Here is a 26,576-nt window from a genome sequence, read left to right on the forward strand (position 1 = left end):
ACGGAGATTTTTATGAAGATCGCAATGCTGGCGCGCAACGCCAAGCTCTACTCGCACCAGCGCCTCAAGGATGCGGCGGAAGAGCGCGGCCACGAGCTCGAAATTATCAATACGCTGCGCTGCTACATGAATATCGCGTCCCGGCGGCCGGAGATCTTCTACAACGGCGAAAGATTGCCCGTGTATGATGCAGTGATCCCGCGTATCGGCGCGTCGGTGACGTTCTACGGCCTCGCCGTGTTGCGTCAGTTCGAGATGATGGGGGTATTTCCGCTCAACGAGTCGGTCGCCATCGGCCGGTCCCGCGACAAGCTGCGCTCCATGCAAATTCTCGCCCGCGACGGCATCGGCCTGCCGGTGACGACTTTTGCCCACGATCCCTCGCAGACCGAAGAGGTGGTGAAGCTTGCCGGCGGCGCGCCGCTGGTGGTCAAGCTGCTCGAGGGCACGCAAGGCATCGGTGTGGTTCTCGCCGACACCGACCGGTCCGCCAAGTCGGTGATCGAAGCCTTCCGCGGCGCCAATGTGAACATCCTCGTGCAGGAGTTCATCAAGGAGGCCGGCGGCAGCGATATCCGGGCCTCGTGGTCGGCGGCAAGGTCGTGGCGGCGATGAAGCGCCAGGGGGCGGAAGGCGAGTTCCGGTCCAACCTGCATCGCGGCGGCAGCGCGATCCCGGTCAAGATTTCTCCGGAGGAACGTTCGACCGCGGTGCGCGCGGCGAAGTCGCTCGGGCTCAATGTTTGCGGCGTGGATATGCTGCGCACCAATCACGGCGCTGTGGTCATGGAGGTCAATTCCTCGCCGGGGCTCGAAGGCGTGGAAAACGCGACGGGCATCGATATCGCCGGTAAGATTATCGACTTCATGGAGAAAGAGGCGAAGCCGGGTAAGACGGGGACGCGCGGCAAGGGCTGATGGCGGCACAGAGCGCATTCAAGATCGGGGGCCACAGCGTCGCCCCGGGCACGCGCCGGACGGTGGATCTGCCGGTCAGTGTCATGTCCGATCACACGCCAATCACCATGTCGGTGCATGTGGTGCACGGCAAGCAGCCGGGTCCGACATTGTTCGTTAGCGCCGCAATTCACGGCGACGAGGTGATGGGGGTGGAGGTTGTCCGCCGAATCTTACGGACGCCCAGTCTCGATACGTTGAGGGGCACGTTGCTCGCGGTGCCGATCGTCAACACCTTCGGCTTCCTCCACCACTCACGCTATCTGCCGGACCGCCGCGATCTCAACCGCACGTTTCCGGGCAGCGCGGCGGGATCGCTGGCGGCACGGCTCGCCCATCAGTTCATGACGGAAATCGTGTCGCGCTCGGATGTCGGCATCGACCTGCATTCGGCGGCGATCCACCGAACCAATCTACCACAAATCCGCGTATCGCCGCGCAAGCCCGAGACGATGGCGCTGGCGGAAGCTTTCGGCGCGCCCATCGTGATGACGTCCAAGATCCGCGACGGGTCGTTGCGGCAGGCGGCTCAACGGCACGACGTGGACATTCTGCTGTTCGAGGCCGGCGAGGGTTTGCGGTTCGACGAGCTCGCGGTGCGTACCGGGGTGATGGGCACGTTGCGCGTGATGCGGCAGCTCGGCATGCTCAAGGCCAAGGGCATTACCAAGCCGCATGTGGCGCCGATGCGATCGTCCTCCAGCTTTTGGCTGCGGGCGCCGGCAGGCGGGCTGTTACGGACGTTGAAAGCGCCGGGGAGCCATGTGGAGCAGGGCGACATCCTCGGTCTGGTGTCCGACCCGTTCGGCGACGTGGAGACCGAGATTATCGCCGACGAAGCGGGCTTGATCGTGGGCCGCACGAATTTGCCCGTGGTGAACGAAGGGGACGGTCTCTTCCATGTCGCGCGAATTCGCCAGCGCGACGATCCGGCCGCGACGATCGACTTGCTTGCCGGTCAGCTCGAAGAAGACCCGCTGTTCGACGAAGACGAGATTATCTGAACGGCGTCCAAGCCGCCGCCCGACCCAGCGCCGTCACCGCTTCGGCTTTCGCCGGCCGTGCGAAAAGGCGGGCGAGGGGGGCAGCTTGATCCGCGTCGCCGATGCGAAGGCCGGAGCATCGACGACCTGCGGACTCGTGAAGAGGCCGACCGGTGCCTTGCCCCCCGTTTTCAGAAACTCCGCATGACTGACGAGACCCGCGAGCTGGTCGGGACGCGCCTTGCGTTCGGCGGCGCGGTAGCGGTCATACGCGGTACGGCTTAGAGACGGCGCCTTCGCCAGCCTGGCGTCCTTGTAGAAGCCCTTGGCGATCAGTAGCAGGGTGTAAACCGGACTGCCGAAGAGATATGAGCTGTCGAGGTCTAGCGATTCCGGCGTCGTGTGCCGCCATAGCTTGAGATTTTCCTGGAGGCGGTCGGAAAGCTTCATGCCTTCGCGCGCCGTTCGCCAATACTCGGAGTCCTGCCGATTGTTCAGGTGGTAATGCGCCTGGATGAAATCCCGCACCTCCTCGTACACGCGGCTCACTTGACGGTTATAGGCGGCGGCGAGTTCGGGCTCGAAATCCTGTGTCGGCAAATAGTGCTGGAGCCAACGCGCCCCGAGATCGGTCATGAAAATCGCGGTCGCTTCCAGAGGCTCGATGAAGCCGCCGGCGAGACCCAACGCGACGCAGTTCTTGACCCAGGCCTTGCGCACGCGGCCCGTCCGTATGGGAATGATGCGCGGCTCGCAGCCCTTCGCCTGATCGCCATAGAAAGCGAGCAGCTCCTCGATGGCTTTTTCGTCGGAGATGAACTGGCTGGAGAAGATGTAGCCGGTGCCGACGCGCGTCGTCAGAGGGATGTTGAAATTCCAGCCCGACGAGAAGCCCGTCGCCCGCGTTGTCGGCGCGATGATGCGCGGATCCTTGTGTGGGATCTGCACGACAGCCGCGCGATCGTTCAGCAGATAGTCGGCATAAGGTTCGAAAGGCTCTCCCAAGGCCTGCTGCAGAATCGATCCGCGAAAGCCGGTGCAGTCGATGACGAGATCGATCGCGTGCTCGCCTTGGCGGCGCAGCGTGAGCGACTTGACGTATCCCCGCTCATCGAGATTGACGTTGTCCACGTCGTCCAGGACGTGCTTCACGCCACGGCCGGTCGCGACGTCTTTCAAGAGCACGGCGAGCTTGGTCGCGTCGAAATGATAGGTGTAGCCAACCTCGCCGCTGAAATCAGGCTCGCCGGGGCGGCGCGGCGCGAGATTGCCGCGCACGATCTCCGCGACCGGCGAGAAGGCGCGCACATAGGCCATGCCTGCGTCCGGCGCGGCGCGTGCCGGGTCGTATGTGACGAAATAATCGGCGAGCGGGCGGCCATCGATCGCGCCGGGAGCGTTGAGGATGTTCAGAAACTCGACGGGCCGGCCTTTGTCGTCGTGGTTCCAGTTGATGAAATGCGCGGCGACCTTGAAAGTCGCATCCGTGGCCTGGAAGAACTCCGATTCAGGGATGCCGAGCTGGTTCAACAGCACGACCATGCCCGGCAGGCTCGCTTCGCCCACGCCGACAATCGGGATCGTCGGCGACTCGATCAGCGTGATGTCGAGCTTGTGCTTTGAATCGTGGGATTTGCAGTAGCGATTGAGGACGCAGGCCGCGAGCCAGCCCGCCGTGCCGCCGCCGACAATCGTGATACTGCGCAATGGCCGGCCCAATTCGCCTCCCCCAGGTCTGCACGCCAAAGGCTAGACGCCCAGCCGGCGGGTGCCAAGCCGGAATGCCCGCGAGGGCTGTGCTTCGCTTGCGGATCGCACGGTCGGGAGAGTGAGAAAGTGCTGAGGTGGCTGGGGGACTAGGATTCGAACCTAGACTGGCGGAGTCAGAGTCCGCTGTCCTACCATTAGACGATCCCCCACCAGAGGCCGCCAAGTCTTCTAGCCGCAGCCGCGCTCGCTTGGCAAGGCTAGCGACAGTCTAACGGACTTTTTACCCTGAGGCGGCCGGAGGGGCGGAAAAACCCTTGGGCAGTAACCAAATTTGCAAGGCTTCCGGGTAATGTGGCCGGATGGAAACGCTCTCGCCATCGGCTGATCGCATGGGCGCGGCGCTTCGCGCGCTGCGCGAGACGCACACGGCCGAGGACGGGGATATCACCGTGCTCGGAGCCAAATGCCTGCGCGCGGTGATCGCCCAGCTTGCCGCGGATGGCGTCTCCACGGACGATCTTCAGCCACTCGTCGATTTGCAGACGCGTCTCGATGACACGTGGAAGCCGCAGCCCGGCCCGGTTGCCATGCAACGCGACCGCCGTCACAAATCGGCCCCGAGCCCGGTGCTTCTGGCGCGCGCGCCGCGGTGATCGATCTCCTGGTCAAGGCCGGCCAAGACGAGGCCGAGGCGGCCCAATCCGTCATGCGGCGTCTGGTGATCGCCGGGGTCCCGCCGCCCCAGAAGGGGGGCGATGCGCGCGGCTGGCGGCGTCTCTTGGAATGGCGCAACAGCCTGCTCCATGGGGTTGGGCCCGAGGACGCGCGGCACGAATATCACAGCTTCACGCGCGAGCTCGAGGAGATTCCTCCGGCGGAACGGGTCCAGCGGGTCCTCGACGAGAGACTGTGGGACCGCAGGCGGGCGCCTCGCTAGGCCGAACGCCGATTATTGCGATACGGCTGGTTCGCCTTATCCTTGTCGGGCGTCCCCATATGGTCGAGTTTCCTGTCGCTGGCCCTCTCGGCCTTGGCCTTTTTCTGACCAAGATTGCCCGCCGAGCGGTCAGCGTCGTTGGCCGGCTGATGCGAGGGATGCTGTCCTGTCATAGTCGTTTTCCTTTTGTTGCATTGCCAGGACAGGGAAAACGCCCAGCGCTCGGTTTCGTTCGGCAATTTTGAGCGGGCGCCACGATTAACCGCGATCTCACAGAGACCCGGGATGCTGCGCTCCGGGCTGCTATTTTCGGCCCATGGACGTGATGGGGCCGCGAAGGGAAACAGTGTCCGAGCAAAATGTCATATCACGCGGGCTGTCCGCGGCGCCTGGCTCGGTGGCCGGCCGCGACAGGGCCGAGGCCAGGCGCGCGTGCTTGTTTCGCGAAACGCCGTTTCAGATCTGCGAGCGGATGCTTCTCGGCACGGCTTGGGCGCTGAAGCCGGGCCGCATCGGCACGCTGAGGCCCTTGGCGCGGATGTGGCTCGCCAGCCTCGTCGCCCCGAGCCGCGGCCTGCCTGATGCGGGCGCGCTCGCCGAGACGTGCGAGCTCGCCGGGATCGCTCCGGACCTGTCGGTGCCGACCTTGCTTGCCGCCTATCGCCAGGGATTGTTTCCGCATGGCCATGTGGGGGCGCCCAAATGGCTGTCGCCGGCAAAGCGCGGCGTGCTTCATCTCGACAATTTCCGGATCTCGTCGCGCTTACGCAGCATGATGCGCCAGGGCCGCTACGCGGTCACCTTCGACCGCGACTTCGAGGGCGTGATCAAGGCGTGCGCCGGACGGCGGCCAGGCCAATGGCACCTGACCTGGATCACGCCGCGTATCATGCACGCCTATGCCGAGGCTCACGATGCCGGGCATGTGCACTCCTTCGAGGTGTGGAACGACCAGGGCGAACTGGTCGGCGGTGGCTATGGCGTCGCCGTCGGCCGCGTCTTCGTCATCGAGTCGCAATTCTTCCGCGTGTCGAACGCGTCCAAGATCGGCTTCTCGGTGCTCGCCTGGCATCTCGCCCGCTGGGGCTTCGTTCTCGCCGACAACAAGTGGCTCACGCCCACCACGGCGCAGATGGGATTCCACGAGATGCCGCGCGCCGACTATTTGCGGCGGCTTGCCGCGCTGGCCGATGCGCCACACGAAGCGCCCCGGCAGGGCGGCCGCTGGGAGCCGGAGCTGGATGCCAAGGCGGTCGCCGATTGGCGGCCCGGGGCACACGCCGATACGCCATAGGCCTTATTGACGAGGCTTTGCGCCGCCCGTCCGAGTAGATCGAAACGCCAGGCCATGCCATGATCCGGGCATGGACCTAGGCCCCACCAAACCACAGCCGAAGCTCGGCAGATTCTCGTTGAAGCAGGTCGCGTTCTTTGGCGTCGCCGGCCTCATTCTCGTGGTGGGTATCGGGCTGCGCGCGGGCCACTATATCGGTGGGCCCGCCGGCGAGGATAAGGCGCCGGCCGCGGTTGAAACCTCTACGCCGCAGACCACCACGGTCCCCGAGGCAGCCAAAGCGCCCGAGCCCGCTCCGGCGCGTGAGACTACCGCCCGCAACGGTACCCGGTCAGACCCCCCGCCCGCCACGCAGGAGGCCGCGACCCCGCCGGCGAGCCGGTCGAGCAGACCGGGGGATGCGGCTCAGCAGGCCGGGCCGACGCGACGCGGCCGAACTGCCGGGCGCCGGCTTGATGCTGGTCGCCAGAAGGCCCGTCGAATTGCTGGCAAGTCCGTCGCCATCGGCGGCGGTCATGTTCGGCTTCCCCGCGGGCAGGCCGTTCCGCGTGATCGGTCAAGAGGGAGGCTTCGCCCATATCCGGGACTGAAGAGCGGCGCGACCGGCTGGATCGACAAAGAGGCCCTCGCACCGCCGGCGCGCTGCGACCGCGCCGCCCCCGCGGGCCGCCCCGGCTGCGGGCGGGCGAAAGCCTTCAACGGCGTCGGCGCCGAGAGCAACGCCGAAGGAGACTCCGGTTGCCGAGGAGTCCGCCCCGGCTGCCGAGCCGCGCAAGCGGGGCTTGTTTGGTGGCGATGGCCTCTTTGGCGGCCTTTTCGGCAAGAGCAATTAGCTCGCGCTACTTCACGGCTTGGACAGCCGGCGGCTGCCAGCTGCCTTCGCCCGCCGGCAGGACCGACGGTGCTTCGGTCTTCGGCCAGTACAGCCGCATCACGAGATAGATCGGGCCGTCCGGCGCGGGCAGCCAGTTGGATTCCTTGTCGGTGCCGGGCGAGTCCTTTTGAATGTAGAGGGTGAGCGAGCCGTCCGCGTTCTTCTTCAGCTCGGGCAGCATCGGCGAGTTGATGAGGTAGCGGTTGATCGGATTCTCGATCAGGAGCTGCGTCTTGCCGTCATACATGGTGACCGACCAGAAGGCGTTGACCGGCGGCAGTTCACCTTTCGGGAATGTCAGCGTGTAGTTGTGCTTGCTGCCGTCGAGCGGTTGACCCTTCCCATCGGCGCGGGTCAGGGGATAGGTCGCCTCCACAGAATCGTTGCCGTAAATGCCGCCCTTGGCGCCGGCGGCGCGCAGCAGCCAATTGCCGTCGAAGAAGGCGCTATCGCCGAACCAAGAGCCGATCTTCCAGCCGTTCACGTTCTTGGCGCCGCTGGCCACATAGGCGTCAACCTTCTTGTCGCCTTGCTTCATGCCGAGGCCGACCTCGAGTCTGTGACCGAGCGGCAGCTCGTGGAAGTCGAAGTTCTTCCCCGCGCCGACGCCGATCTGAGCGAGCTTGGCGCGAATGTCTTTTTCATTCGGTTGGGCCGGCGCGAACTGAAGCGCGAAGTCGAGATATTCAAAGAAGTGGGCCTTGACCAGGTCATTGTCGATCTTCGGGAAATCAATCTTCGGCGCGGCCGCCGGGGCCGGCTTACCGAGATAGGCCGATAGCGGCTGCACCTTGTAGCCGGCTTGCACCTTCTTCACATTATCGATGTCGGCTGGATTGAAGAGTTGCGTGCGATAGGCGGCAAGCGAGAACTGGGTGGACGAGCGGAAGACTTTCTTGATGCCTTTCGGCGCTTCGCCCTGCCAATCGGGACCGACAACCATGTAGTCGCCAGCCTCGTTGCCGGTCGCGCGGCTGCCGATATAGCCGTAGTTGTACGTGTTGCCGTCCTCGAGCTGCACCGCGTAGTAGCGGGTCTTCTCGACCTCCGGCACCGAAAGCACGACGGGCTCGGCACGCAGGTCGAGCCAGGCGAAGGAATAGGGCGTGTCGCTGTTCGGCGTGACGATTGCCGTGTCCTCGTAGGTGAACACGCGCGCCTCGTTCTTGATCTCATTGAACGGGGCCTTGAACTGGCCCGAGTTCTTGTCGACGGCGTAGGCGTACATCACCGCATAGTTCATCACGATGGGCAGGCCGTAGATGAAGCCTTCCTCGGCGATATCCTTGGCTTCGACGATGCCGGGCCATTCGGCCGCTTTTGCTGCTGGAGCGGAATAGGCGGCCAAGACGCCGGCGAGCGCCATCGCCACCGCTGTCTGGGTCCAATGTGTCGCGTGTTTCATGGTCCAAAAACTCCTATCCCGCATTCGCGATCTGTGGCCGTAAGAGGCAACAGCCGAGACACTACCGTTGTCGCGAGCATCTTAGTGGCGCGCTTCGGTGCATTTCTGCAGTTCTCGGCCAAGCAACCCGATGGCCCAGACAAAGCCGATCCAGTTCATCAAAAACAGCGCCCGGAGAACCGGGCGCTGTTGTGCAATGACTGCTAGCAATAATAAACGCCAACGGCGCAACGACGTACCGTACGGCGCGCGACCCCGGCATAGCTTAGTGGCGTCAGGGGGCGTCCGATGATCGCCTGAGCCTCTGTCACGAATCCCGACTTTGAGGTCTGGGTGATGTCTCCATTCCAGAGGTAGGCGGTAGCGCCGACAGCGACGGCTGCGGCAACAAGCATGAGAGACTTCGCTGACTTCTTCATGACTATTGTCCTTTCGCGGGTGCTGCTGGGGGGAGCTCGTCGAGCTTGGCGAGGGCATCCACATCGAGCTTTGTTGCGCCATCTGGAGGCGTGAACTCAAACATCGCCTGATCCGCCGTTACGTCGGTCTTGAAATCCTTGACAACGAGCGTGTATTGCGGCGCGCCGCCAATGGCCTTGCTCGTGATCACAAGTTTCCGTGGGATGGGCTTGTCGCCAACCTCGACCCACAGCTGCCAGTCGACATCCTGGTTCCGAAAAGCCAGGTGGTGGCACTCGATGCCACCGACAACGCCAAGGCCGATGTTCTTGGAGGAGATCACATCCGACATGAGGGTGCCGGAGATGTCACCGAGGAGCAGATCCGCCCCCGGCAGGGCCCAGCCGCGCCCACGCAACGTGTCGATCAGCTGGTCCACCGACCCGGGCGCGTCCAGCTGCGCATAGCCATTGATGTTCTTGCCATACACCGTGAGCGTCTTCCCGTCGAAGAACAGCTCCACGTCTGCATATCCGCCCGTGCGCGTCGCCTTGAGCTCGTTGGGGCGCTGCATGAGTAAGGTGCCGGAACTGGCGAACTGAATCTTTTCCATTTCCGGTGTGATCACCTCGAGACTGGAATCGAAGGTGAGAGAAATGGTTTTCTGCGCTGCCATATAGTCCGACATCGACTTGAGAATCTTGCCGGCGTCGTCGTCCGCCGCCTGCGCCTGTCCGATCGACACAGCAGCCAATCCGCCGAGCGAAACTGCAAAGGCAAGCGCGGCTAAAGTCAGTCTTCTCGACCACAACATTGTTGGTCTCCCTCTAATGAATTTGGAACGATTACGGAACCTGCACGTCGACGGCGACGGCTTGTTTGATCTGTATCGTCACGCCGTCACCGGCCTTTAGCTGTTCGATCGCGACCGCCGGACCGACCTTCACGCGCCGGGACAACCCGTTCTGGCCGGCCAAGGTGACGATGCGGGTATCGTATTCGACGGCCTCAATGGTCGTGTTGATGGTCACGACCTCTCCCACCGCGGCGCCGGGCTCGGCGCCCTTGGCTGCGACCGCCGCTCCAGCTTCGACGTCCACGGTGGCGGGAGGAGGCGCGTCCATGCCGCCTTCGGCATCTTCTTCAAGACCTTCCTCTTTGGTCATCGGCGGGCCGTCGGACGGAGCATCGGTGACGACGACGGAAATTTCCTCGAAGTAACTGGCGACGACATCGTCTCCGGCCTTGATCCGATCGAAGTTCCTCACCTTGGGTCCTGCCTTGATCACGACGGTGTTGCCCTGCGGACCCGTCAGGGTGATCAGGCGATCTTTTTTGTCGACCGCATCGACCGTCGCGGTGACTTGAATCAAGTCCGCCGTCGCGCCGTCGAACGCGATCGACTGCGCCATACTCGGAGAGGCGATAATTGCAGCGACCGCGAACGCGAGAGCACCGGATCTGGTCGCGAACAGAGTTTGCATCAGGGAGTTTCCTTCATTTTGCACGAGATTGTGGTGGCGCATTCGCTGAAGCCGCAGGAGGCTCGCGCTATTCGGCCTTTGGCGGGATGCCTAGTTCTTGTCCATCCGTTCCTCGATCTTCTTTTCGATCTTCTGGATCATCGTGCCGCCCGCCTTTTCGCCGCCGGCATCGACAAGCTCGATCTCGCCTGGGCGCCAGCTCTTGTCGAAGAAGGACGGCAGCGGGCTGTAGAGGCGCAGGATTGTGAACCAGCCCTTCTTGGGGTCGGTTTGGATCCAGTTGCCGCGCTTCACGCCGTCGGGCTGCTCGGGACCGAAATAGACGGTCGTCGAGCCGTCGCCATCGGCTTCCGCGGCGGGCGAGGGGTAACTTTGACTGCCGGCGCGCGGATATTTCTGCGGCGTCTGCAGCATCGAGCGGGTCTGGTTGTCGTAGAGGGTGAAGGACCAGAACGCCTCTGCCGGAATGTCTTTGGGCAACGTCACTTTATACGTCTTGTCGCCGTCGAAGGGATTTCCATCCGCATCGAGAAAGCCCATCAGATACTGCGAGCCGACGCCCGGAATGCGCATGATCATGCCCGGCGAGTCGAGTGTGTAGCCGTAGTAAAAGGCCGCGCGCGAATCGAGCGTGCGCGCACCCGTCGGCGGATACGGTTTGAACATGCCGTCCTTGAAGGCGGGCGGGGGCGTTTCGAAAAATGCACCACCCTCCCAAAGCATGCTGCCCCACTTCGACCCTTCGTAATACGCCCAGTCTGAGTGCTTCATCGCGTAGCGCCAGTTGAGCGACCGGCCGGTTGCCTGGCCGAAGGCGGCCGCCTCCGACAGAATCTTTTTCATCCGATCGCCCGGCTTGAAGTCCTTGCCGTGAACAATGCCGATGGCGGCAAGCTGACCGGCGAGCTCGACGTCGTAGCTCGTGGCCGGCTCGTTCTGGACGTTCTCGTTGATCATCTCGAAGAAGCCGAAATCGCTCGGCGGGATCGTGTTGAACGACAGGTGGCTCGCCTCAATGAATTTCGTTTCGGGGATTTTCGGCTCGCCCGCGATGCGCACCGTTCCCTCAAGGGCCTGCGCAATGCTCGTGCCGAAGCTGCCCGGCTGGTAGGGATAGATCTTGAGGTTCTGCTTGACGTTGTCGATGGCCGGTTTCGGGTCGTTGTCGACGAGGTAGGCGCGCGCGGCATAGAGGGCGAGATTGGTCTTGGAATGGGCGATAAAGTAGCCGCCCTCGGGCAGCGGGCCGTCATAGCCGGGTCCTACGATCAGATACTTGCCGCCGAGCCCGCGATCCGGTCCGGGACCGCCGATGTCGATGATCCAGGAGAACCACATATCGTTGATCGTGCCGACGGCGTTCGACGGCTGTTCGATCACCACCGGCCCATGGCTCAGATCGAGCGCTGTGAGGTAGTAGACCGTGTCGGCGTTGGCCGTCAGGAACAGCGAGTTCGAATCCATCAGCTCGGAGAAAATGGCGACGTCGCCGGGCTTGCGCCGATGGTTTCGAAGCCCTTGACCAATGCCAGCGCCGAGGCGCCGCGGAAGCTGTTGTTGTAGACGTTGAGTGCGCGTGTGAAGTCGAGTGTGTCGTAGACCTTCTTGGCCGTATCCACAGTCGGCGCACCGTCCTCGAACTCAAGCGTGCCCCGGCTGGTGTCGATCTTGTTCGGCGCGGAGAGAGAATCGACCGTCTCTTGAGAGACCTCGGCGAGGGCGGCGCCGAAGCTTGTGAGAGCGGTTCCCAAGGTCAGAGCCGTAGCAAGCGCGGCGAGTTGGATAGGCTTCATCCATCTTCTCCAGATTGGGCATTTTCGTGTGCGAACACATGCTCTCGCCCGGCATCATCACGATCCAAGCGAGGCGGTCCCGGATGGCCCGGGTGAATTACATTTTGCCTTAGCAGGGAATTGCGACAACCTGAGGTCGCGACGTCGGGCCATCCGTGGTCGGCTTAAGTGGAGCAGCGAAGCCTTGCGGGCTTCGCTTATTGGCCCCGCTTCTCAAGTTCGGCCTCCTCTTGCGGCGTGACCTCGCCGGCGTCTTCCAGGGCCTTGATGCACTGCGCGGAGAGCTCCTTGCCGTGCTGGCGCATGCAAAGTGCCAGCAACTGGCTGCCGATCCCGTCCTCGTTGCAGTACTGCCGATAATCATGGGCGCAGAACTGGGTTTCTTCCTGCGTGGGCTGGCCGGCGAAGGCCGCCGTGGACAGCATTCCAGACAAGGCTGCAATTACTAGAACTGATTTCGTCATGTGTTTCCCCCCTGGGTTGATGATGGCCCGGCATCCTGGCCAGCTGATAATTAGGAGGTCTTATTCGCCGCGATAGCAACAAGTCTTGCCATTTGGCGCCAATTGACGGCCGTGGATGCCAGTTTTAAAGGCGTCCGCTGTCTTCCACCTCGAGCGTCACGAGGCGTGCCAGCAGCGTCGCCGGATAAAGCTGTCCGATCATGGCCTCCACAATGGTCAGGCTGCGCGCGATCGGGTGCAGCGCCGTGATATCGCCCGAACCGATGCCGGTCAGCGCTCCAAAGCTGAAATAAATCATGGTGTCGGCGAGGTTTGGGCTGTCCCTGACGACGAAGCCCGAGAATGCTGCGTCGTTCGCTAAGCCGATAAATGTATAGAGCGCGGCGAAGGCCAAGCCCATGGCGAGATAGAGCAGTATGGCGCCCATGACGCGGTGATAGGTGACGCGCCCCGGACCGAAAACCGCGCGGCCCACCTCCAAAATGAGTGCCAGACTGATCAGCAGCCACGCCGTGGCGTCGAGATACACATCCAAGGTGGATGGCTGAAAATGCCGATGGATGGCGGCGATGGCAGCCATGAGAATGGCGACCATCAACGCCCACATGGCGAACCGTTTCCCAGACAGAATCAGAACCGCGCCCGCGACCAGGGCCACGAGCGCGAATCCCAATTCCTGAGCGCCTGGAATTTGCTCCGCACGAAGCGGCGCGAGAACGAACATCAGCAGAGCGAGCAGCAGCGTGAGCGCCGTCAGAAGCGGGTCGCTCCAACGTTCTCGCAGACTGCTGAGTCTCGTCCCTGTCATCCGGGCAGCATACGATCTTTAGTAAATGGCAGCCCGCCGAAATGAGCGGCGCGCCACGCCCGCGTAGGAGAGCGGCGTCAACGGCATACCGATGATGTCGATGAACACGGCAACGTCTTCGCCCTTGGCCGGCATGTCGCCCTCGAGCACCTTGGAATACTCCTGGTTGAATGGCGGCGTGATATGCCCGGTGACGCTATTGGCTGTACGCGCTATAAGTCTTGCCATTTCGCGCCAAAGGAGAGTTGGCCAATGTCGAGTGAAGCCTTCGCGCATAATCCAAGGACGCTGCTCCACATAGCGCCCTATTTGCGAAGCCGCTCCGTCAATCCCATCGAGATCTTCAAGCGCGCCGGGCTGGCACCGTCGGCTCTGCTGGATGCGAACGGGTGGGTACCGCGCAATCTCTGCTTCCGTCTCGGTAACGAATTGTATGCCGCCACCGGCGAGCTGTTTCCCGGCGCCGCGGTCGGGCGGCGATTCAGGCTGGCCGATCTCGGGCCATGGGGCGAAGCGGTGTCCGGCGCGGCGACTCTCAGGCAGGCGTGCCACGCGGCCATAAACGGCATCGGTCTCATCCACAAAGGTACCGAAATGCGGTTGGTCGAGTCCAACGGCGTCGCCAAACTCAGTTTGGCGTTCGCCGGCCGGTCCAGCGCGGACCCCCGGCAGCACATCCACGGCGCGCTGGCGGTGTTACGCAGCGTGGCCTTGCTCGCCGGCGTGCCCGAAGCGATCGGTGTGCAATTCTCCGAACCTTATGGGCGGACGGTCGACCGGCTCGAGGAGGCGTTCGGGCCGTCGCTTCAGTTCGGTTGTGATTTCGATGCCATCGTGATCGATCGCGCGATCATGGATTCTAGCATGGCAGCACCGCATGCGACGTCAAATGGAGCGGATCCCATGCAGACCGCCGCCAATCTCTGCGCGCTGGTGAAGGAGATGTTGCCTTACGGTGGGGTGACGATAGAGCGGGTGGCGGCGTTGCTGCGCATGAGCACGCGAACATTGCAGCGGCGGCTTCGCGACTGGGGCTTCGCGTTCGAGGAGATCGTCGACGACGTCAGGCGCGTCGAGGCGGCTCGCCGTGTCGTGACCGGTGACGGCTCGTCCATGGAAATCGCCTTCATGCTTGGATATTCGGATCAGGCGCACTTCATTCGGGCCTTCCGGCGCTGGACCGGGATGGCGCCACGCGATTACGCCCGCCGGGCCTAGGCGCCGCTGGCACGCAAAGGCTGGCCGGGTCTGTAGTCCCGGATGCCCTATGGTCAATCCGCCACAAGCCCGGTAGCTTTGCGCGAAAATGGCCGTGGGGGCCTGGCGCCTTTGGGGGGATGCCGCGTGGCTACGGATTTGGTTGACGGTGGGGCCGGTCCCGCACGCCCCATGGGCGGCTGCTGTTTCGTATCGAGGCGGTGCTGGTCGGCTTTCTGTGTTTCGCCTCGCCGGCGTTTCCGCGCCTGCTCCCGGTCCTCTTGGGCCTGCTCGGCATCGTCGCCGCGTTCCACGTGTTCGCCGCCGATGCGAAGCGGCCGTCGGCCTTGCTGCGCACGCCGGTCGGCATCGCGCTCGTCCTGTTCATCGTCTATCTCTTCGTCAATACGGCCTGGACCGGCAGCGGCGAATTCTCCAGGCCGCCGCCACCCTCGGGCTTGTGGTGGCGGGGTTCCTCATCGCCTCGTCCTTCCTGCTGGGCGACCCACGGGAGACGCGGGTGCTGGCCAAGTCGGCGTTGGCCGGCCTCGTGCTCGGGGTGGCGTTTCTGCTGCTCGAGCTGGTCTTTGACGAGCCGATCAAGCGCTACATCGCCAACCATGTCATTCTGCTGTTCGATCTGGCGCCGAAGAAAGTGGTGATCGTCGACGGCGAGATCGTCGATGTGAAGGCCTCGGTGCTGAACCGCAACGTCACCAGCCTCGTGCTCCTCCTGATCCCCGGATTGATGTTCACGTCTGCCTTGGCGGCGCGGACGAGGCGTCACGCGGTGCTCGCGGCGCTGGTCCTCGCGGCGGCCATCTGCGTGCTGATCTCCGAAAGCGGCACGTCGCTCGTCGCCTTTAGTCTCGGTGCGCTGGTGCTGGGCGCAAGCGCGCTGTCGCTAAAAGCCACGCGGGTGGGTCTGATGGTGGCGTGGACGATCGCCATGGTCTTCGCCGTGCCGCTGTCGGCGCTGCCCTACGATCTCGGCTGGAACCGTTGGACGTGGCTGCCGCCGGCGAGCGTGGCGGCACGCTTCTATATCTGGAAGCACATGGCCGACGAGGTCTGGAAGACCCCGATCATGGGCGTGGGCATTCGCGGCGCCCGCGGGCTCAAGCTGCAATTGCCGGCCGATCCCAAGATGCTGCGCGAGGCCAATCCGGTGGCCGACGGGCGGCGCGTGCCCCATCCGCACAATATCTTCCTGCAGATCTGGCTCGAACTCGGCGCTATCGGCGCGGCTCTGGCCCTCGGGCTAGGGCTGGTGGCCCTTTGGCAGATCGGCACCCTGCCGGCCTTGGTCCAGGCCGGCGCCAATGGGCTTTTCGCGGCGGGCGCGGCCGTCGGCGCCTCGGGCTTCGATCTGTGGCAGACATGGCTGTTCGCCTCCTACGTCTTCGCCTGGGCAGCGATTCTGTTGGCCAAGCGTCTTGCGGCAGTCGCGCTAAACGACCAGATGAGCCCGGGTGCTTAAGACGGAGGGGCAATCGTCAGCTTTACGCACTTCTTCTCGCACTGCCGATACGTGTCCAGGGCGTAATCCTCGGTTAGCTGGGCTGCGTCGCAGGGGGGGCGAGGGATCGAGAAATCCGCACGGCACTCTTTGAGTTTGCTCTGCACACGGTCGGTCTTCGCTTTGTACGTTGCAATGCACGCCCGCTCGCAGACCATCCGAGCGCTCTCTGCGAAAGCAGGTCCGCTCGCGACAGATGCGGCGAGTAACATTCCGATCAAATAGATATTGCGGTTCACTTCGCTACTCCTGACCGACGGTTCGACCCCGGATCTTCCATTCGGGGCCCGCGGCTGGATAGCCGCGATGGCTTTGGGTGGAGCCGCGGTCCCGATCCGCGTCTTGGGGGTCTAGCATGTTCATTGGCTTTGAGTCGTCTTGCGTGTCTACGCGCCGGAAAGACGACGCTCTCGACCTCCGCTCGCTCTTTGACCGCACGCTGACGTGGGGCCTGGCAAGGCTTTCGGCCTGTCCGCGGTGGCTTTCCGAAACCCGCTTTACCTGCCCCAGGAGCTTGTTAGATTAGTCACATAGGATCAATGCCGTAGCCGCTGGCTGGGCTCAAGAGACGCTGGCGGCTCTCGGCGAACGAGGTTTGACCATTGTGATAGGGCCGAGCGGCGATCCCCGCACGGCTGCCATAGTTTCGCGTGACGCCGACCCCATGCGAAGCGAGACAGGCGAGAGCGGTGCGCCGGTCCCGGTTGGGGCCAAGGCGCTCGCAGGCGCGCCGGTCAAAGGACCGGTCAGTGCGTTGGCCGACGGTGTCGCGAGGGCAGCCGAGGGTACAAAAGCGACGGGCGCGCTCGCGCGAGGTCCGGCTCATTCGGTATATGGCGCGCTCGACCTCGGCACCAATAACTGCCGGCTCCTCGTCGCCAAGCCGTCGCGCCGCGGCTTCGTCGTCATCGACGCGTTCTCCCGCATCATCCGCCTCGGCGAAGGCGTCCTCAGCTCCGGCAAGCTCTCCGACGCCGCCATGAAGCGCACGGTCGACGCGCTCAGGGTCTGTGCCGACAAGATGCGCCGGCGCGGGGTGACGCGCTCCCGGCTCATCGCCACCGAGGCGTGCCGAGTCGCCACCAACAGCGCCGAGTTCATGGACCGGGTGCAGAACGAGACCGGGCTCAAGCTCGAGATCGTCGGCCGGGAAACCGAGGCCAAGCTCGCGGTGTCGGGCTGTGCCTCGCTGCTCGACCGCAATTGCGACTGGGCGCTGGTGTTCGATATCGGCGGCGGCAGCTCCGAGCTGATCTGGCTCGACCTCAAGCGGCTCGGACGCGGACGGCGAACGCTTCACGACCGCGCCGAGATACAGAATTGCGTCGCCGCGTGGACGTCTCTGCCCATCGGCGTCGTCAGTCTGGCCGAGCGCCACGGCGGCCGCGACGTGACGCCGGCCAATTACGAGGCCATGGTGGAAGACGTCATGGTGGCGCTGAGAGGCTTCGAGTCGCAGCATCGCTTCGGCGAGAGAGTCACCGAAGGCAGCGCGCATTTTCTCGGCACGTCCGGCACGGTCACCACGATCTCCGGCATTCATTTGAAGCTGCCGGCTTACGAGCGCTCGCGCGTCGATGGCTGCTGGCTCTCCGAGCGCGACGTGCGCACCGTCTCCAACGACCTCATCGCCATGAGCTATGCCGACCGCGTCGCGCAGCCCTGCATCGGTCATGAGCGCGCCGACCTCGTGTTGGCCGGCTGCGCCATTCTCGAAGCGCTCTTGCGCATGTGGCCCTGTGAGCGCCTGCGCGTCGCCGATCGCGGTTTGCGCGAGGGCATTCTCACCACGCTCATGGCCGAGGACGGTCACGAGCGCCGGTCCGCGCCGCGCCCGCAGCGGCGGCGCCGTAGGGGCGGGGGCCAGCCTCATCCCGGCCGCGGCTAGCGCCGTCCGACTACACCGTTTCGACTGGCTTGGCCGGCTCGCCCGACCGCATGCGCGCGCCGCGACAGGCTAGAGCCCGCGGTCTTCGGCAGGCGCATGAAGACGAGGGCCGAGCTCGCCGCCAGGGTGGCGACCAGCAGGAAGGCGGGCGGGAAGTCGCTCGCCAGCACCTCATGCGAGTCGCGGCCCATGCGCTCGAACTCGAGCACGAGCGCCCCGGTGGCGACGCCGGCGGACATGGACAGTTGCTGGACGACGCTGGCAAAGCTGGTCGCCTTGCTCATCTCATGCTCTTCGATATCCGCATAAGCGATGGAGTTGATGGCCGTGAACTGGAGCGACCGGAAGAAGCCTCCGACCAGGAGCACGGCGAGGATGACCGCCGCCGGCGTGGCGGCGGTGAACAGCGCGGACGCGCCGACAAACGCGGCTGTCACCAATGCGTTCCACACCAGGATGCGCTTGAAGCCGATGCGGCGGATGATCGGCGCGGCGGTCGTCTTCATGGCGATGGCGCCGACGGCGGTGGCGAAGGTGAGGAGGCCCGATTGCAGCGGCGTCATGCCGAAGCCGAGCTGGAAGAACAGCGGCAGCAGGAAAGGCGTGGCGCCCACGCCGATGCGGAACAGAAAGCCGCCGAGCACGCTGGCATAAAAGGTGTCGATTTTAAGCAGCCGCAGGTCGAGCAGGGGCGCGGGCGTGCGGAGCGCGTGGCGGACATAGAGCGTGCAGCCGATGGCGCCGACAACGAGGAGGCCCGCGACGAACTCGATGGGAAACAGGGGTTGTCCAATGACGGTGAAGCCGAAGGCAAGGCCGGACAGTCCGATACCCGAGAGGAAGAAGCCTTTGACGTCGAGCGGCGGCACCTTCTCCTCGCGGAAATTGTGGATGAAGCGCGTGGCGAGATAGATGCCGAGCAGGCCGATGGGAATGTTGATCCAGAAGATCCAGCGCCAGTCGAACACGGTGGAGATGAAGCCGCCGAGCGGCGGGCCGATCACCGGTCCCATCAGCGCCGGCACGGTTAGCCAAGCGAGGGCGGAGATGAGCTCCGCCTTGGGGATGCTCCGCAGAATGACGAGGCGGCCGACAGGCACCATCATCGCCCCGCCCATGCCCTGCACGATGCGGAACAGGATGAAGTCGCCGAGACCTTGGGCGAAGCCGCAAGCCGCGGAGCCCAGCGTGAAGACGACGATGGCCGCGCGGAACACCGTGCGCGCGCCGAACCGGTCGGCCATCCAGCCGCTGACCGGGATGAATACGGCGAGCGACAGCAGATAAGAGGTGAGCGCCAGCTTCAGCGCGATAGGATCCTCGCCCAGATCGGCCGCGATCGCCGGCAGCGACGTGGCGATGATGGTCGAGTCCATGGTTTCCATGAACAAGGCGACCGCAACGATGAGGGTGACGAAATAGCGGGGCATGTGGCAGGTGTTAGAGGACGGACAAGGTGGACATGGGGCGAGCCGGCCCGCTGGGTCAAGGCGGTGCGGCGTGGGGCGTGATTAACACATGGTGAAATCAACGAAAGGCGGGAGTTCCGGCGGTGGCGGGCGGCGCGGGCTCACGGTCCGGGTCAAGACCGCCAAGGGGCGGAAGATCGCCTCGACCCGTTGGCTCCAGCGGCAGCTCAACGACCCTTACGTGGAAGAGGCGAAGCGCCAAGGCTATCGCAGCCGCGCCGCCTTCAAGCTCATCGAGATCGACGACAAGTACCACCTGCTCAAGCCTGGCAAGACGGTGATCGATCTCGGCGCGGCGCCGGGCGGCTGGAGTCAGGTGGCGGCCGCGCGCGTGAAGTCCGAAGGCGGCAAGGGCAAGGTGATCGCCGCCGACCTCAACGAGATCGAGCCGGTGCCGGGCGTCGGCTTCATGGTGCTCGACGTGACCGATCCGGACGCGGGCGAGAAGATCAGGACGGCGCTCGACGGCGCCCGCGCCGACGTGGTGCTGTCCGACATGGCGGCGTCGGCCACCGGTCATCGCGCCACCGACCATCTGCGGGTCATCGGGCTCGCCGAGGCGGCGCTCGACATCGCCGAGAATACCCTCAACCCGGGCGGGGCCTATCTCGCCAAGGTGCTGCAAGGCGGCGCGGGCCAAGAACTGGTGACGCGGCTGCGCCAAGGCTTCACCAAGGTGGCCCATGTCAAGCCGAAGGCGTCCCGCGCCGATTCCTCGGAAGTCTACGTGCTGGCCACCGGATTCCGCGGCGCGCCGGCGGACGGCTAGGCCGCGGCCATTCACGGGACTGTGCTTGGGCGTGTGCTGCTGCCGCCCCACGACTCTTGCTAAACTGTGCCCATATTGATCGGTTGCGGCGAACAGGGAGCGCGCCATGAATGTCGAGGTGGTGAAGGAGTATTACGGCAAGATCCTGAAAGGCTCGCAGGACCTCAAGACCTCGGCCTGCTGCGACGGCGGCGGAGTGCCCGGCCATCTCGAGGCGGCCATCGCCAACGTGCACGAGGAGGTGCGGTCGAAATATTACGGCTGCGGCATCGTCATCCCGTCGGCGCTGCGAGATTGCCGCGTGCTCGACCTCGGCTCGGGTTCGGGGCGCGACGTCTATCTGATCTCGCAGCTGGTGGGCGAGCGGGGCGAGGTGGTCGGCGTCGACATGACCGACGAGCAGCTCGCCACGGCCGAGACCCATAAAGACTGGCACATGCGGCAGTTCGGCTATGCCAAGCCCAATGTCCATTTCCTCAAAGGCTATCTTGAGAAGCTTGACGCGCTGGATCTCGAGCCCGGGACCTTCGACGTGGTGGTGTCGAACTGCGTCATCAATCTCTGCGTGGACAAGCTCGCGGTGTTGCGCGGCGCACATCGCCTGCTGAAGCCGGGCGGCGAGATCTATTTCGCCGATGTCTATTGCGACCGGCGGTTGCCCGACGAGGTGCGCGCCGATCCGTTGCTCTATGGCGAGTGTCTCGGCGGCGCGCTCTATTGGAACGACTTCTTGCCCATGGCGAAGGCGGCAGGCTTCCTCGACCCGCGCCTCGTCACCTCACGGCCGATCACCGTGGAGAACGAGGCGATGCGGCAGAAGCTCGGCCAGGCGAAATTCTTCTCCGCCACCTACCGGCTGTTCAAGCTCGATGGGCTGGAGCCGGCGTGCGAGGATTACGGCCAAGCGGTCATCTATCGCGGCGGCGTGGCCGAGGAGAGCCAAGCCTTCGCGTTGGACCAGCATCACACGATAGAGCGCGGCAAGGTGTTTCCGATCTGCGGCAACTCCTGGCGCATGCTGGCCGAGACGCGGTTCCATCCCTATTTCGATTTCATCGGCGACTTCTCGACCCATTACGGGATCTTCCCCGGCTGCGCGAGCCCGGGAACGGCGTTGCCGTTCAATGCGGCGGAGCCGTCCGAGGCGACATCGAGCTGCTGCTAGAAGGGGCGCGATCGAGACCTGTCGCTCAGGCGCTTCCTCTCTCACGCGCGACACGTTGGACGCCGGCTCCAGCCTCGTACCAACCCTTGCTGCTGTTCACGATCTTGACCACGGACAGCATGACGGGAACCTCGATCAGGACACCGACAACCGTTGCCAGGGCAGCACCTGAGTGGAAGCCGAACAGGCTGATCGCTGCGGCAACGGCGAGCTCAAAGAAATTGCTGGCGCCGATCAGGGCCGACGGGCCGGCGACCGAATGGGTCTCGCCGGCGGCGCGGTTGAGGAGATAGGCAAGGCCTGAGTTGAAATAGACCTGAACGAGGATCGGTACCGCCAGCATGGCGATGATCAGGGGTTGGGCCAGGATCTGCTCGCCTTGGAAGCCAAACAAGAGCACGAGGGTCGCGAGCAATGCCACGAGCGATAGCGGTTGCAGGAACGATAGGAGCCGCGTAAGCGCCTCGCCGTTGCCATCTGCCAAGACAAATCGGCGCACGAGTTGGGCGATGATCACCGGCACGACAATATAGAGACTGACCGACAGGAGCAGGGTCTCCCACGGCACGGTGATCGCCGACAGCCCAAGCAGAAGCCCGACGATCGGCGCGAAGGCGAAAACCATGATCGTGTCGTTCAAGGCCACTTGAGTCAGCGTGAAGTCCGGCTCGCCGTGGGACAGATTGCTCCATACGAACACCATGGCCGTGCAAGGCGCGGCTGCGAGCACGATCAGTCCGGCGATGTAGCTGTTGATCTGATCGGCGGGCAGATAGGGGGCGAAGACATAGCCGATGAAGAACCAGCCTAGAGCTGCCATCGAGAACGGCTTGACCGCCCAGTTGATAAACAGTGTCACGCCGATCCCGCGCCAGTGCTCACGCACTTTGCCGATCGCGCCGAAATCGACCTTGATGAGCATCGGTATGACCATCAGCCAGATCAGCGCCGCGACAGGTAGGTTGACGTGGGCGATTTCCGCCGCACCGACCGTCTGGAAGAAGCCCGGAAAGAAATGTCCGAGTGCGATGCCGACGAGGATGCAAAGCGCGACCCAGACAGTGAGATAGCGTTCGAAAGTGGACATGAGACCTCAGTCTTTGTTGTTATTGGTGGCGGGCCGCACGCTTCGCCACGTCATCGAGAAAGTGCCGCAGTGGCTCTAAAGCCGCAGCGTTGAGCGAGTAGCAGACCCGCGGACGCTCGATGCTCCCGGTGATGATGCCGGCGGCTTTGAGGATGCGCAGATGTTCGGAGATGGTGGACTGGGCGAGGCCGATTTCGTCGACGATATCGCAGCCGATGCAGGATTGTTTCTCGTGCAGCATCTGCACAATGCCAACCCGGGCAGGGTGCCCCAGCGCCTTGGCCAGGGACGCGATGTTTTCATGCTCGGCCGGGACGCGCGCGAGGGGCGCCGGGTCGCGCAATTTGACGGCAGCCATCGTCTCTCCAGTTCATCGTTATTCGACGATGGACGATGTTTAGCACGCTTGCGGGCTCGCGCAAGGGCTGACGCGGGACATGGGGTGAGGCCGGCTGCGCTCGAGGGCGCCCGCGGCGGCTAAGCGTGCTCAGCAAGCGCCGCGCGCAGGCGCGCATTGTCCGCTTCGAGCAATTGCACGCGTTCGGCAAGCCGGGTCACGTCCTCGGCAAAGAGCATTTTCGGGATGTGCTGCGGACAATTGGTGTCCCAGGCGGCGACGGTGAACAGGATCGCCGCTTCGCCGCGTGCGCCGTAATCCTCGGGCATCAGGCTGGCGATCAGGTCCGGATCGTCCTCGATCACGCGGGCCGTGCCCCAGATCTTCACCCGATGGCCGGTGGCGTAATCCATGAGGAAGAGCATCGCCTTCGGATTCTCGGCGAGATTGCCGGTGGAGATATATTGCCGGTTCCCGCTGAAGTCGGCGAAGGCGATCGTGGTCTCGTCGAGGACGCGCAGGAAGCCGGGCGGTCCGCCGCGATGCTGGATATAGGGCTGGCCATTGCTGCTCGCGGTGGCGAGATAGACGGACCGCATGCTCGCGATAAAACCGGCGAGGTCGGCGTCGAGAAACGTCCGCTGCGAGCCCTTCGCCTCCATGCGGGCATAGGCTTGGCGGGAGCCGCGCCGGGTCTGCGCGTCCTTGACCGCGGGCGAGAAGGCGATGTCCATCCAGGTCGTCATGCGAAGGCTCTCTAGAGCGCGGCATGGTGATGAAGCCGGGGAGCGCTTTGATGCGGCCGATCCAGGCGCGAATGGCGGGGTAGGGCTCGAGCGACACGCCCCCTTCGTGACCGAGCGCGACATAGGGCATGCAGGCGATGTCGGCGATGGTCGGGCGATTGCGCGCGAGCCAGTCGTTCTTCTTCAGATGCGCTTCGAGCAGACCTTGAATGCGGGCGGCGTTCTCGCGGGCGCGCTCGACATCGATGGCGTAACCGAACTTGTCGTGCAGCCGGGCATCGCCCGGTCCGCGCGCGATCTCGTTCTCGGCGACCATGAGCCAGCCCACGATTTCGGCCATGGCGACGGGATCGGTCGGCAGCCAGTCCTCGCCGCCGAATTTCCTGGCGAGGTAGACGAGGATGGTCTGGGAATCCCGCAAGACCACGTCGCCGTCCTCGAGGATGGGGACGTCGCCGTAGGGGTTCATGTCGATGAGCGGACTCTTCTTGTGGGCACCGGCCATGAAGTCGACCGGCACGAGGTCGAGCTCCAGTCCGAGCAGCGCGCAGAAGAGCCGGACCTTGTAGCAATTCCCCGACGGCTCGAGGTCGTACAGCTTCAGCTTGGCCACGTGATCCTCCATTGGCGGTTCAAGAGCCGGATGCCGGCTCGCGAGGGCTGTTATGCCGTATTCCGTTTAGCGGCGGTATCCTCTAATCTCTCAAGTGATTGTCCCATATTTCGGAAGGATTAAATGGACCGTCTCACCGCCATGCGCGTGTTCGTCGCCGTCGCCGATGCGGGCGGTTTGTCGCCGGCGGGGCGTCGGCTGGCCATGCCGCTCACCACGGTCAGCCGCCATTTGAAGGCGCTCGAGGAGGCGCTGGACGTCCGTCTCGTCACCCGGACCACGCGGCGGCTGTCCTTGACCGAGCCGGGGCGCGCCTATCTCGAGACCTGCCGGCGCGTGCTCGGGGATCTCGACGCGGCCGAGCGGCGCCTGACCGGCGAGCAGGCCGAGCCGCAAGGCATGCTGGCGCTCACGGCGCCGGTGGTGTTCGGGCGGCGGCACGTCCTGCCGGTGGTGACGGCGTATCTGGACGCCTTTCCGCGCATGGCGGCGCGCATGCTGCTGGTGGACCGGGTGGTCGATCTGGTGGAGGAGGGGCTCGATCTCGGCATCCGCATCGGGCACTTGCCCGACTCGTCCATGCGCGCCACGCAGCTCGGCACCGTGCGCTACGTGACATGCGCGAGCCCGGCCTATCTGGCGCGGGCCGGCGCTCCCCAGACGCCGAAAGACCTCACGCAGCATCACTGCATCAGCTTCAACACCTTCACGCCGGCGGAGCGGTGGGCCTTCGCCGGCCGCAAAGCCGCGAGTGTGACGGTCGAGCCCCGGCTCATCGTCAACACGGCGGATGCCGCCATCGACGCGGCCAAGGCCGGGCTCGGCATCGTGCGGGTGCTGTCCTACCAGGCCGATCCGAGCCTGGCGGACGGCTCGCTCCGCCTGCTGCTGGAGGATTTCGAGCCGGAGGCCATCCCGGTCAGCCTCATCCATCGGGAGGACCGCTTGCCGCAGGTGAAGGTCCAAAGCTTCGCGAGCTTTGCGGTGCCGCGCCTGCGCAAGCGGCTCAAACGGGCCGAACCGGTGGACAGCGAGGGTTAACCGGGCCGGGCAGCTTTCCAAGCCCGGGACAAGCTGCTAAAGGAAGCCGCCAACCGGCCACCGCTTATTGCACTGCGCAAGACCGCGAGAGGCCCGACGAAAAGAGGTTGGCCAATGCCCAACGGGCAGTCTTCGAATAGCTCCCGATTCCCCGACAGCGCCCTGGCGCTGACTTTCGACGACGTCTTGATCCGTCCGGGTCCGTCGGAAGTCCTGCCCAACGAGGTCCAAGTGACCTCCCGCGTCACCCGGTCGATCTCGGTCAATATTCCCATCCTGTCCTCGGCCATGGATACGGTCACCGAGGCGCGGCTCGCCATCGCCATGGCCCAGGCCGGCGGCATCGGCGTCATCCACCGCAATCTCGAGCCCGAGGAGCAGGCCGCCGAAGTGGCCCAGGTGAAGAAGTTCGAGTCCGGCATGGTGGTGAACCCGGTCACCATCAACCCCGAGCAGACCCTGGCCGACGCGTTGAAGCTGATGGCCGATTATCAGATCTCCGGCATTCCGGTGGTCGAGCCCGCGGGCAATGGCGGGGTCGGCGGCAAGCTCGTCGGCATCCTCACCAACCGCGACGTGCGCTTCGCCACCAATCCGACCCAACGCGTGGCCGAGCTGATGACCAAGGAAAAGCTCGTCACCGTCGCCGACAATGTCGACATGGAAGAAGCCAAGCGGCTGCTCCACCAGCACCGCATCGAGAAGCTGCTCGTGGTCGACAACGATTATCGCTGCGTCGGCCTGATCACCGTCAAGGATATCGAGAAAGCCCGTGCTCATCCTCATGCCTGCAAGGACGAGCAGGGACGCTTGCGGGTCGCCGCGGCCACGTCCGTCGGCGATTCGGGCTTCGCCCGCGCCGAGCATCTGATCGATGCCGGCGTCGATCTCGTGGTGGTCGACACCGCCCATGGTCATTCGCAGCTCGTGCTCGATCAGGTGGCGCGCATCAAGCGCCATTCGAACGCCGTGCAGGTGGTGGCCGGCAATGTCGCCACCGCCGACGGCACCCGCGCGCTGATCGATGCCGGCGCCGACGCCATCAAGGTCGGCATCGGTCCCGGCTCCATCTGCACCACGCGCATCGTCGCCGGCGTCGGCGTGCCGCAATTCACCGCGCTCTTGGAATCGGTCGAGGTGGCGAAAAAGGCGGACGTGCCGGTGATCTCCGACGGGGGCATCCGCTATTCGGGCGATCTCGCCAAGCGCCTCGCCGCGGGCGCCGATTGCGTCATGCTCGGCTCGCTGCTTGCCGGCACCGACGAGAGCCCCGGAGAGGTGTTCCTGTATCAAGGCCGCTCATACAAATCCTATCGCGGCATGGGCTCGATCAGCGCCATGGCGCGCGGCTCCGCCGACCGCTATTTCCAGCAGGAGATCAAGGACACGCTGAAGCTGGTGCCGGAGGGGATCGAGGGGCAGGTGCCTTACAAGGGCCCCGCCGGGAGCGTGCTGCATCAGCTCATCGGCGGCTTGCGCGCCTCCATGGGCTACACCGGCGCGCGCACGATCCCCGAGTTCCAGACCCGCACCGAGTTCATCCGCATCTCGAACGGCGAGCTTCCGCGAGAGCCACGTGCATGACGTGACCATCACCCGGGAATCGCCCAACTATCCGCGCGAGGGGTAGGCGAGAGG

Annotated in this window: 26 protein-coding genes, 1 tRNA gene and 3 pseudogenes; 14 read left to right on the forward strand and 16 right to left on the reverse strand. The window is 64.4% G+C overall.

Features of this window, described 5'->3' with window-relative positions; all coding sequences use genetic code 11:
- Nucleotides 1–12: 12 nt before the first annotated feature.
- From AUC69_RS18955 to AUC69_RS05710, 3 genes are read left to right on the forward strand one after another with little or no spacing between them, the layout of a single operon-like run.
- Nucleotides 13–615, forward strand: a complete 603-nt coding sequence (locus AUC69_RS18955) for a RimK family alpha-L-glutamate ligase (RefSeq protein ID WP_210180233.1) — start codon at nucleotides 13–15, stop codon at nucleotides 613–615.
- Nucleotides 585–917, forward strand: a complete 333-nt coding sequence (locus AUC69_RS18960; RefSeq protein ID WP_210180234.1) for an ATP-grasp domain-containing protein — start codon at nucleotides 585–587, stop codon at nucleotides 915–917. Before AUC69_RS18955 ends, AUC69_RS18960 begins: the two co-directional genes overlap by 31 nt.
- On the forward strand, nucleotides 917–1,960 hold the full coding sequence (locus AUC69_RS05710; RefSeq protein WP_069441288.1) for a succinylglutamate desuccinylase/aspartoacylase family protein: 1,044 nt from the start codon (nucleotides 917–919) through the stop codon (nucleotides 1,958–1,960). Before AUC69_RS18960 ends, AUC69_RS05710 begins: the two co-directional genes overlap by 1 nt.
- Nucleotides 1,961–1,993: 33 nt before the next feature.
- Here the strand turns inward: AUC69_RS05710 and AUC69_RS05715 are convergent, their stop codons facing one another.
- Together AUC69_RS05715 and AUC69_RS05720 are read right to left on the reverse strand one after the other, a co-directional pair.
- Nucleotides 1,994–3,646: a tryptophan halogenase family protein gene (locus AUC69_RS05715; protein WP_069441289.1), complete on the reverse strand. Its 1,653-nt coding sequence runs from the start codon at nucleotides 3,644–3,646 to the stop codon at nucleotides 1,994–1,996.
- Between the two features lie 138 nt (nucleotides 3,647–3,784).
- Nucleotides 3,785–3,858: transfer RNA gene (locus AUC69_RS05720), tRNA-Gln, on the reverse strand.
- A 180-nt stretch (nucleotides 3,859–4,038) separates the two neighbouring features.
- On the opposite strand from AUC69_RS05720, the gene AUC69_RS05725 reads away from it, so the two are divergent.
- Both AUC69_RS05725 and AUC69_RS05730 read left to right on the forward strand, forming a co-directional pair.
- The gene (locus tag AUC69_RS05725; RefSeq protein ID WP_141700614.1) at nucleotides 4,039–4,302 is read left to right on the forward strand and encodes a hypothetical protein; all 264 of its coding nucleotides are present in this window, start codon (nucleotides 4,039–4,041) and stop codon (nucleotides 4,300–4,302) included.
- On the forward strand, nucleotides 4,299–4,586 hold the full coding sequence (locus tag AUC69_RS05730; RefSeq protein WP_069441291.1) for a hypothetical protein: 288 nt from the start codon (nucleotides 4,299–4,301) through the stop codon (nucleotides 4,584–4,586). The genes AUC69_RS05725 and AUC69_RS05730 overlap by 4 nt, the downstream gene beginning before the upstream one ends.
- Here the strand turns inward: AUC69_RS05730 and AUC69_RS16925 are convergent.
- Nucleotides 4,583–4,825, reverse strand: a complete 243-nt coding sequence (locus AUC69_RS16925) for a hypothetical protein (protein WP_141700615.1) — start codon at nucleotides 4,823–4,825, stop codon at nucleotides 4,583–4,585. The genes AUC69_RS05730 and AUC69_RS16925 overlap by 4 nt on opposite strands.
- A 197-nt stretch (nucleotides 4,826–5,022) precedes the next feature.
- Between AUC69_RS16925 and aat the strand changes: the two genes are divergently transcribed.
- The gene (aat, locus tag AUC69_RS05735) at nucleotides 5,023–5,880 is read left to right on the forward strand and encodes a leucyl/phenylalanyl-tRNA--protein transferase (protein WP_158008031.1); all 858 of its coding nucleotides are present in this window, start codon (nucleotides 5,023–5,025) and stop codon (nucleotides 5,878–5,880) included.
- A 398-nt stretch (nucleotides 5,881–6,278) separates the two neighbouring features.
- Nucleotides 6,279–6,470 carry a hypothetical protein gene (locus AUC69_RS05740; protein ID WP_069441293.1) on the forward strand — a complete coding sequence of 64 codons (192 nt, stop codon included), beginning with the start codon at nucleotides 6,279–6,281 and terminating at the stop codon, nucleotides 6,468–6,470.
- Between the two features lie 249 nt (nucleotides 6,471–6,719).
- Here the strand turns inward: AUC69_RS05740 and AUC69_RS05745 are convergent, their stop codons facing one another.
- From AUC69_RS05745 to AUC69_RS17370, 8 genes and pseudogenes are all read right to left on the reverse strand, one after another.
- A complete protein-coding gene (locus AUC69_RS05745; protein WP_083239135.1) occupies nucleotides 6,720–8,159 on the reverse strand; it encodes a DUF1254 domain-containing protein in 1,440 nt (479 codons plus the stop codon).
- Between the two features lie 203 nt (nucleotides 8,160–8,362).
- Entirely contained in the window at nucleotides 8,363–8,578 is a 216-nt protein-coding gene (locus AUC69_RS18355) for a hypothetical protein (protein WP_425283505.1), read from the reverse strand.
- 2 nt (nucleotides 8,579–8,580) lie between these two features.
- On the reverse strand, nucleotides 8,581–9,372 hold the full coding sequence (locus AUC69_RS05750; RefSeq protein ID WP_069441295.1) for a DUF2092 domain-containing protein: 792 nt from the start codon (nucleotides 9,370–9,372) through the stop codon (nucleotides 8,581–8,583).
- A gap of 31 nt (nucleotides 9,373–9,403) precedes the next feature.
- Nucleotides 9,404–10,042: a hypothetical protein gene (locus AUC69_RS05755; RefSeq protein WP_141700616.1), complete on the reverse strand. Its 639-nt coding sequence runs from the start codon at nucleotides 10,040–10,042 to the stop codon at nucleotides 9,404–9,406.
- A gap of 171 nt (nucleotides 10,043–10,213) precedes the next feature.
- Nucleotides 10,214–11,835: pseudogene (locus AUC69_RS05760) on the reverse strand (DUF1254 domain-containing protein); the annotation flags it as partial.
- A 197-nt stretch (nucleotides 11,836–12,032) separates the two neighbouring features.
- The gene (locus AUC69_RS05765) at nucleotides 12,033–12,299 is read right to left on the reverse strand and encodes a hypothetical protein (RefSeq protein WP_069441297.1); all 267 of its coding nucleotides are present in this window, start codon (nucleotides 12,297–12,299) and stop codon (nucleotides 12,033–12,035) included.
- A gap of 124 nt (nucleotides 12,300–12,423) precedes the next feature.
- Nucleotides 12,424–13,107, reverse strand: a complete 684-nt coding sequence (locus tag AUC69_RS05770) for an ion channel (protein ID WP_069441298.1) — start codon at nucleotides 13,105–13,107, stop codon at nucleotides 12,424–12,426.
- Nucleotides 13,108–13,125: 18 nt separating this feature from the next.
- Nucleotides 13,126–13,335 (reverse strand): hypothetical protein, encoded by a 210-nt coding sequence (locus AUC69_RS17370; RefSeq protein ID WP_069441299.1) that lies wholly within the window; start codon nucleotides 13,333–13,335, stop codon nucleotides 13,126–13,128.
- A 24-nt stretch (nucleotides 13,336–13,359) separates the two neighbouring features.
- Between AUC69_RS17370 and AUC69_RS05780 the strand changes: the two genes are divergently transcribed.
- From AUC69_RS05780 to AUC69_RS05795, 3 genes are all read left to right on the forward strand, one after another.
- Entirely contained in the window at nucleotides 13,360–14,325 is a 966-nt protein-coding gene (locus AUC69_RS05780; protein WP_158008032.1) for an AraC family transcriptional regulator, read from the forward strand.
- Between the two features lie 442 nt (nucleotides 14,326–14,767).
- On the forward strand, nucleotides 14,768–15,784 hold the full coding sequence (locus AUC69_RS05785) for an O-antigen ligase family protein (RefSeq protein ID WP_158008033.1): 1,017 nt from the start codon (nucleotides 14,768–14,770) through the stop codon (nucleotides 15,782–15,784).
- A 703-nt stretch (nucleotides 15,785–16,487) separates the two neighbouring features.
- Nucleotides 16,488–17,711: a Ppx/GppA phosphatase family protein gene (locus tag AUC69_RS05795; protein ID WP_069441302.1), complete on the forward strand. Its 1,224-nt coding sequence runs from the start codon at nucleotides 16,488–16,490 to the stop codon at nucleotides 17,709–17,711.
- Here AUC69_RS05795 and AUC69_RS05800 read toward each other — a convergent pair.
- Nucleotides 17,708–19,141 (reverse strand): DHA2 family efflux MFS transporter permease subunit, encoded by a 1,434-nt coding sequence (locus AUC69_RS05800; protein WP_069441303.1) that lies wholly within the window; start codon nucleotides 19,139–19,141, stop codon nucleotides 17,708–17,710. The genes AUC69_RS05795 and AUC69_RS05800 overlap by 4 nt on opposite strands.
- Before the next feature lie 88 nt (nucleotides 19,142–19,229).
- Between AUC69_RS05800 and AUC69_RS05805 the strand changes: the two genes are divergently transcribed.
- Nucleotides 19,230–19,949 (forward strand): RlmE family RNA methyltransferase, encoded by a 720-nt coding sequence (locus AUC69_RS05805; RefSeq protein WP_069441304.1) that lies wholly within the window; start codon nucleotides 19,230–19,232, stop codon nucleotides 19,947–19,949.
- Nucleotides 19,950–20,055: 106 nt separating this feature from the next.
- The gene (locus AUC69_RS05810; RefSeq protein WP_069441305.1) at nucleotides 20,056–21,114 is read left to right on the forward strand and encodes a methyltransferase domain-containing protein; all 1,059 of its coding nucleotides are present in this window, start codon (nucleotides 20,056–20,058) and stop codon (nucleotides 21,112–21,114) included.
- Nucleotides 21,115–21,139: 25 nt separating this feature from the next.
- On the opposite strand, the gene arsB is transcribed toward AUC69_RS05810, so the two are convergent.
- From arsB to AUC69_RS16935, 4 genes and pseudogenes are all read right to left on the reverse strand, one after another.
- A complete protein-coding gene (arsB, locus tag AUC69_RS05815) occupies nucleotides 21,140–22,201 on the reverse strand; it encodes an ACR3 family arsenite efflux transporter (RefSeq protein ID WP_069441306.1) in 1,062 nt (353 codons plus the stop codon).
- Nucleotides 22,202–22,220: 19 nt separating this feature from the next.
- A complete protein-coding gene (locus AUC69_RS05820) occupies nucleotides 22,221–22,559 on the reverse strand; it encodes an ArsR/SmtB family transcription factor (protein WP_069441307.1) in 339 nt (112 codons plus the stop codon).
- A 119-nt stretch (nucleotides 22,560–22,678) separates the two neighbouring features.
- Entirely contained in the window at nucleotides 22,679–23,284 is a 606-nt protein-coding gene (locus AUC69_RS16930) for a pyridoxamine 5'-phosphate oxidase family protein (RefSeq protein WP_069441308.1), read from the reverse strand.
- Between the two features lie 97 nt (nucleotides 23,285–23,381).
- Nucleotides 23,382–23,909: pseudogene (locus tag AUC69_RS16935) on the reverse strand (glutathione S-transferase family protein); the annotation flags it as partial.
- A gap of 111 nt (nucleotides 23,910–24,020) precedes the next feature.
- Here AUC69_RS16935 and AUC69_RS05835 point away from each other — a divergent pair.
- Nucleotides 24,021–24,938 carry a LysR family transcriptional regulator gene (locus AUC69_RS05835; RefSeq protein WP_069441310.1) on the forward strand — a complete coding sequence of 306 codons (918 nt, stop codon included), beginning with the start codon at nucleotides 24,021–24,023 and terminating at the stop codon, nucleotides 24,936–24,938.
- A gap of 114 nt (nucleotides 24,939–25,052) precedes the next feature.
- Nucleotides 25,053–26,568 (forward strand): annotated as a pseudogene (gene guaB, locus AUC69_RS05840) (IMP dehydrogenase).
- Nucleotides 26,569–26,576: the final 8 nt, after the last annotated feature.

Source organism: Methyloceanibacter superfactus (genome assembly GCF_001723305.1).
GTDB classification, from domain to species: Bacteria; Pseudomonadota; Alphaproteobacteria; order Rhizobiales; family Methyloligellaceae; genus Methyloceanibacter; species Methyloceanibacter superfactus.

Bases quoted from the DNA above. Each gene is read 5' to 3' on its own strand.
- AUC69_RS18955 (WP_210180233.1), top strand. From the start codon at position 13: ATGAAGATCGCAATGCTGGCGCGCAACGCCAAGCTCTACTCGCACCAG.
- AUC69_RS05710 (WP_069441288.1), top strand. From the start codon at position 917: ATGGCGGCACAGAGCGCATTCAAGATCGGGGGCCACAGCGTCGCCCCG.
- AUC69_RS05725 (WP_141700614.1), top strand. From the start codon at position 4,039: ATGGGCGCGGCGCTTCGCGCGCTGCGCGAGACGCACACGGCCGAGGAC.
- AUC69_RS05740 (WP_069441293.1), top strand. From the start codon at position 6,279: ATGCGGCTCAGCAGGCCGGGCCGACGCGACGCGGCCGAACTGCCGGGC.
- AUC69_RS05745 (WP_083239135.1), bottom strand. From the start codon at position 8,159: ATGAAACACGCGACACATTGGACCCAGACAGCGGTGGCGATGGCGCTC.
- AUC69_RS18355 (WP_425283505.1), bottom strand. From the start codon at position 8,578: ATGAAGAAGTCAGCGAAGTCTCTCATGCTTGTTGCCGCAGCCGTCGCT.
- AUC69_RS05750 (WP_069441295.1), bottom strand. From the start codon at position 9,372: ATGTTGTGGTCGAGAAGACTGACTTTAGCCGCGCTTGCCTTTGCAGTT.
- AUC69_RS05755 (WP_141700616.1), bottom strand. From the start codon at position 10,042: ATGCAAACTCTGTTCGCGACCAGATCCGGTGCTCTCGCGTTCGCGGTC.
- AUC69_RS05765 (WP_069441297.1), bottom strand. From the start codon at position 12,299: ATGACGAAATCAGTTCTAGTAATTGCAGCCTTGTCTGGAATGCTGTCC.
- AUC69_RS05770 (WP_069441298.1), bottom strand. From the start codon at position 13,107: ATGACAGGGACGAGACTCAGCAGTCTGCGAGAACGTTGGAGCGACCCG.
- AUC69_RS17370 (WP_069441299.1), bottom strand. From the start codon at position 13,335: ATGGCAAGACTTATAGCGCGTACAGCCAATAGCGTCACCGGGCATATC.
- AUC69_RS05780 (WP_158008032.1), top strand. From the start codon at position 13,360: ATGTCGAGTGAAGCCTTCGCGCATAATCCAAGGACGCTGCTCCACATA.
- AUC69_RS05795 (WP_069441302.1), top strand. From the start codon at position 16,488: ATGCGAAGCGAGACAGGCGAGAGCGGTGCGCCGGTCCCGGTTGGGGCC.
- AUC69_RS05800 (WP_069441303.1), bottom strand. From the start codon at position 19,141: ATGCCCCGCTATTTCGTCACCCTCATCGTTGCGGTCGCCTTGTTCATG.
- AUC69_RS05805 (WP_069441304.1), top strand. From the start codon at position 19,230: ATGGTGAAATCAACGAAAGGCGGGAGTTCCGGCGGTGGCGGGCGGCGC.
- AUC69_RS05810 (WP_069441305.1), top strand. From the start codon at position 20,056: ATGAATGTCGAGGTGGTGAAGGAGTATTACGGCAAGATCCTGAAAGGC.
- arsB (WP_069441306.1), bottom strand. From the start codon at position 22,201: ATGTCCACTTTCGAACGCTATCTCACTGTCTGGGTCGCGCTTTGCATC.
- AUC69_RS05820 (WP_069441307.1), bottom strand. From the start codon at position 22,559: ATGGCTGCCGTCAAATTGCGCGACCCGGCGCCCCTCGCGCGCGTCCCG.
- AUC69_RS16930 (WP_069441308.1), bottom strand. From the start codon at position 23,284: ATGACGACCTGGATGGACATCGCCTTCTCGCCCGCGGTCAAGGACGCG.
- AUC69_RS05835 (WP_069441310.1), top strand. From the start codon at position 24,021: ATGGACCGTCTCACCGCCATGCGCGTGTTCGTCGCCGTCGCCGATGCG.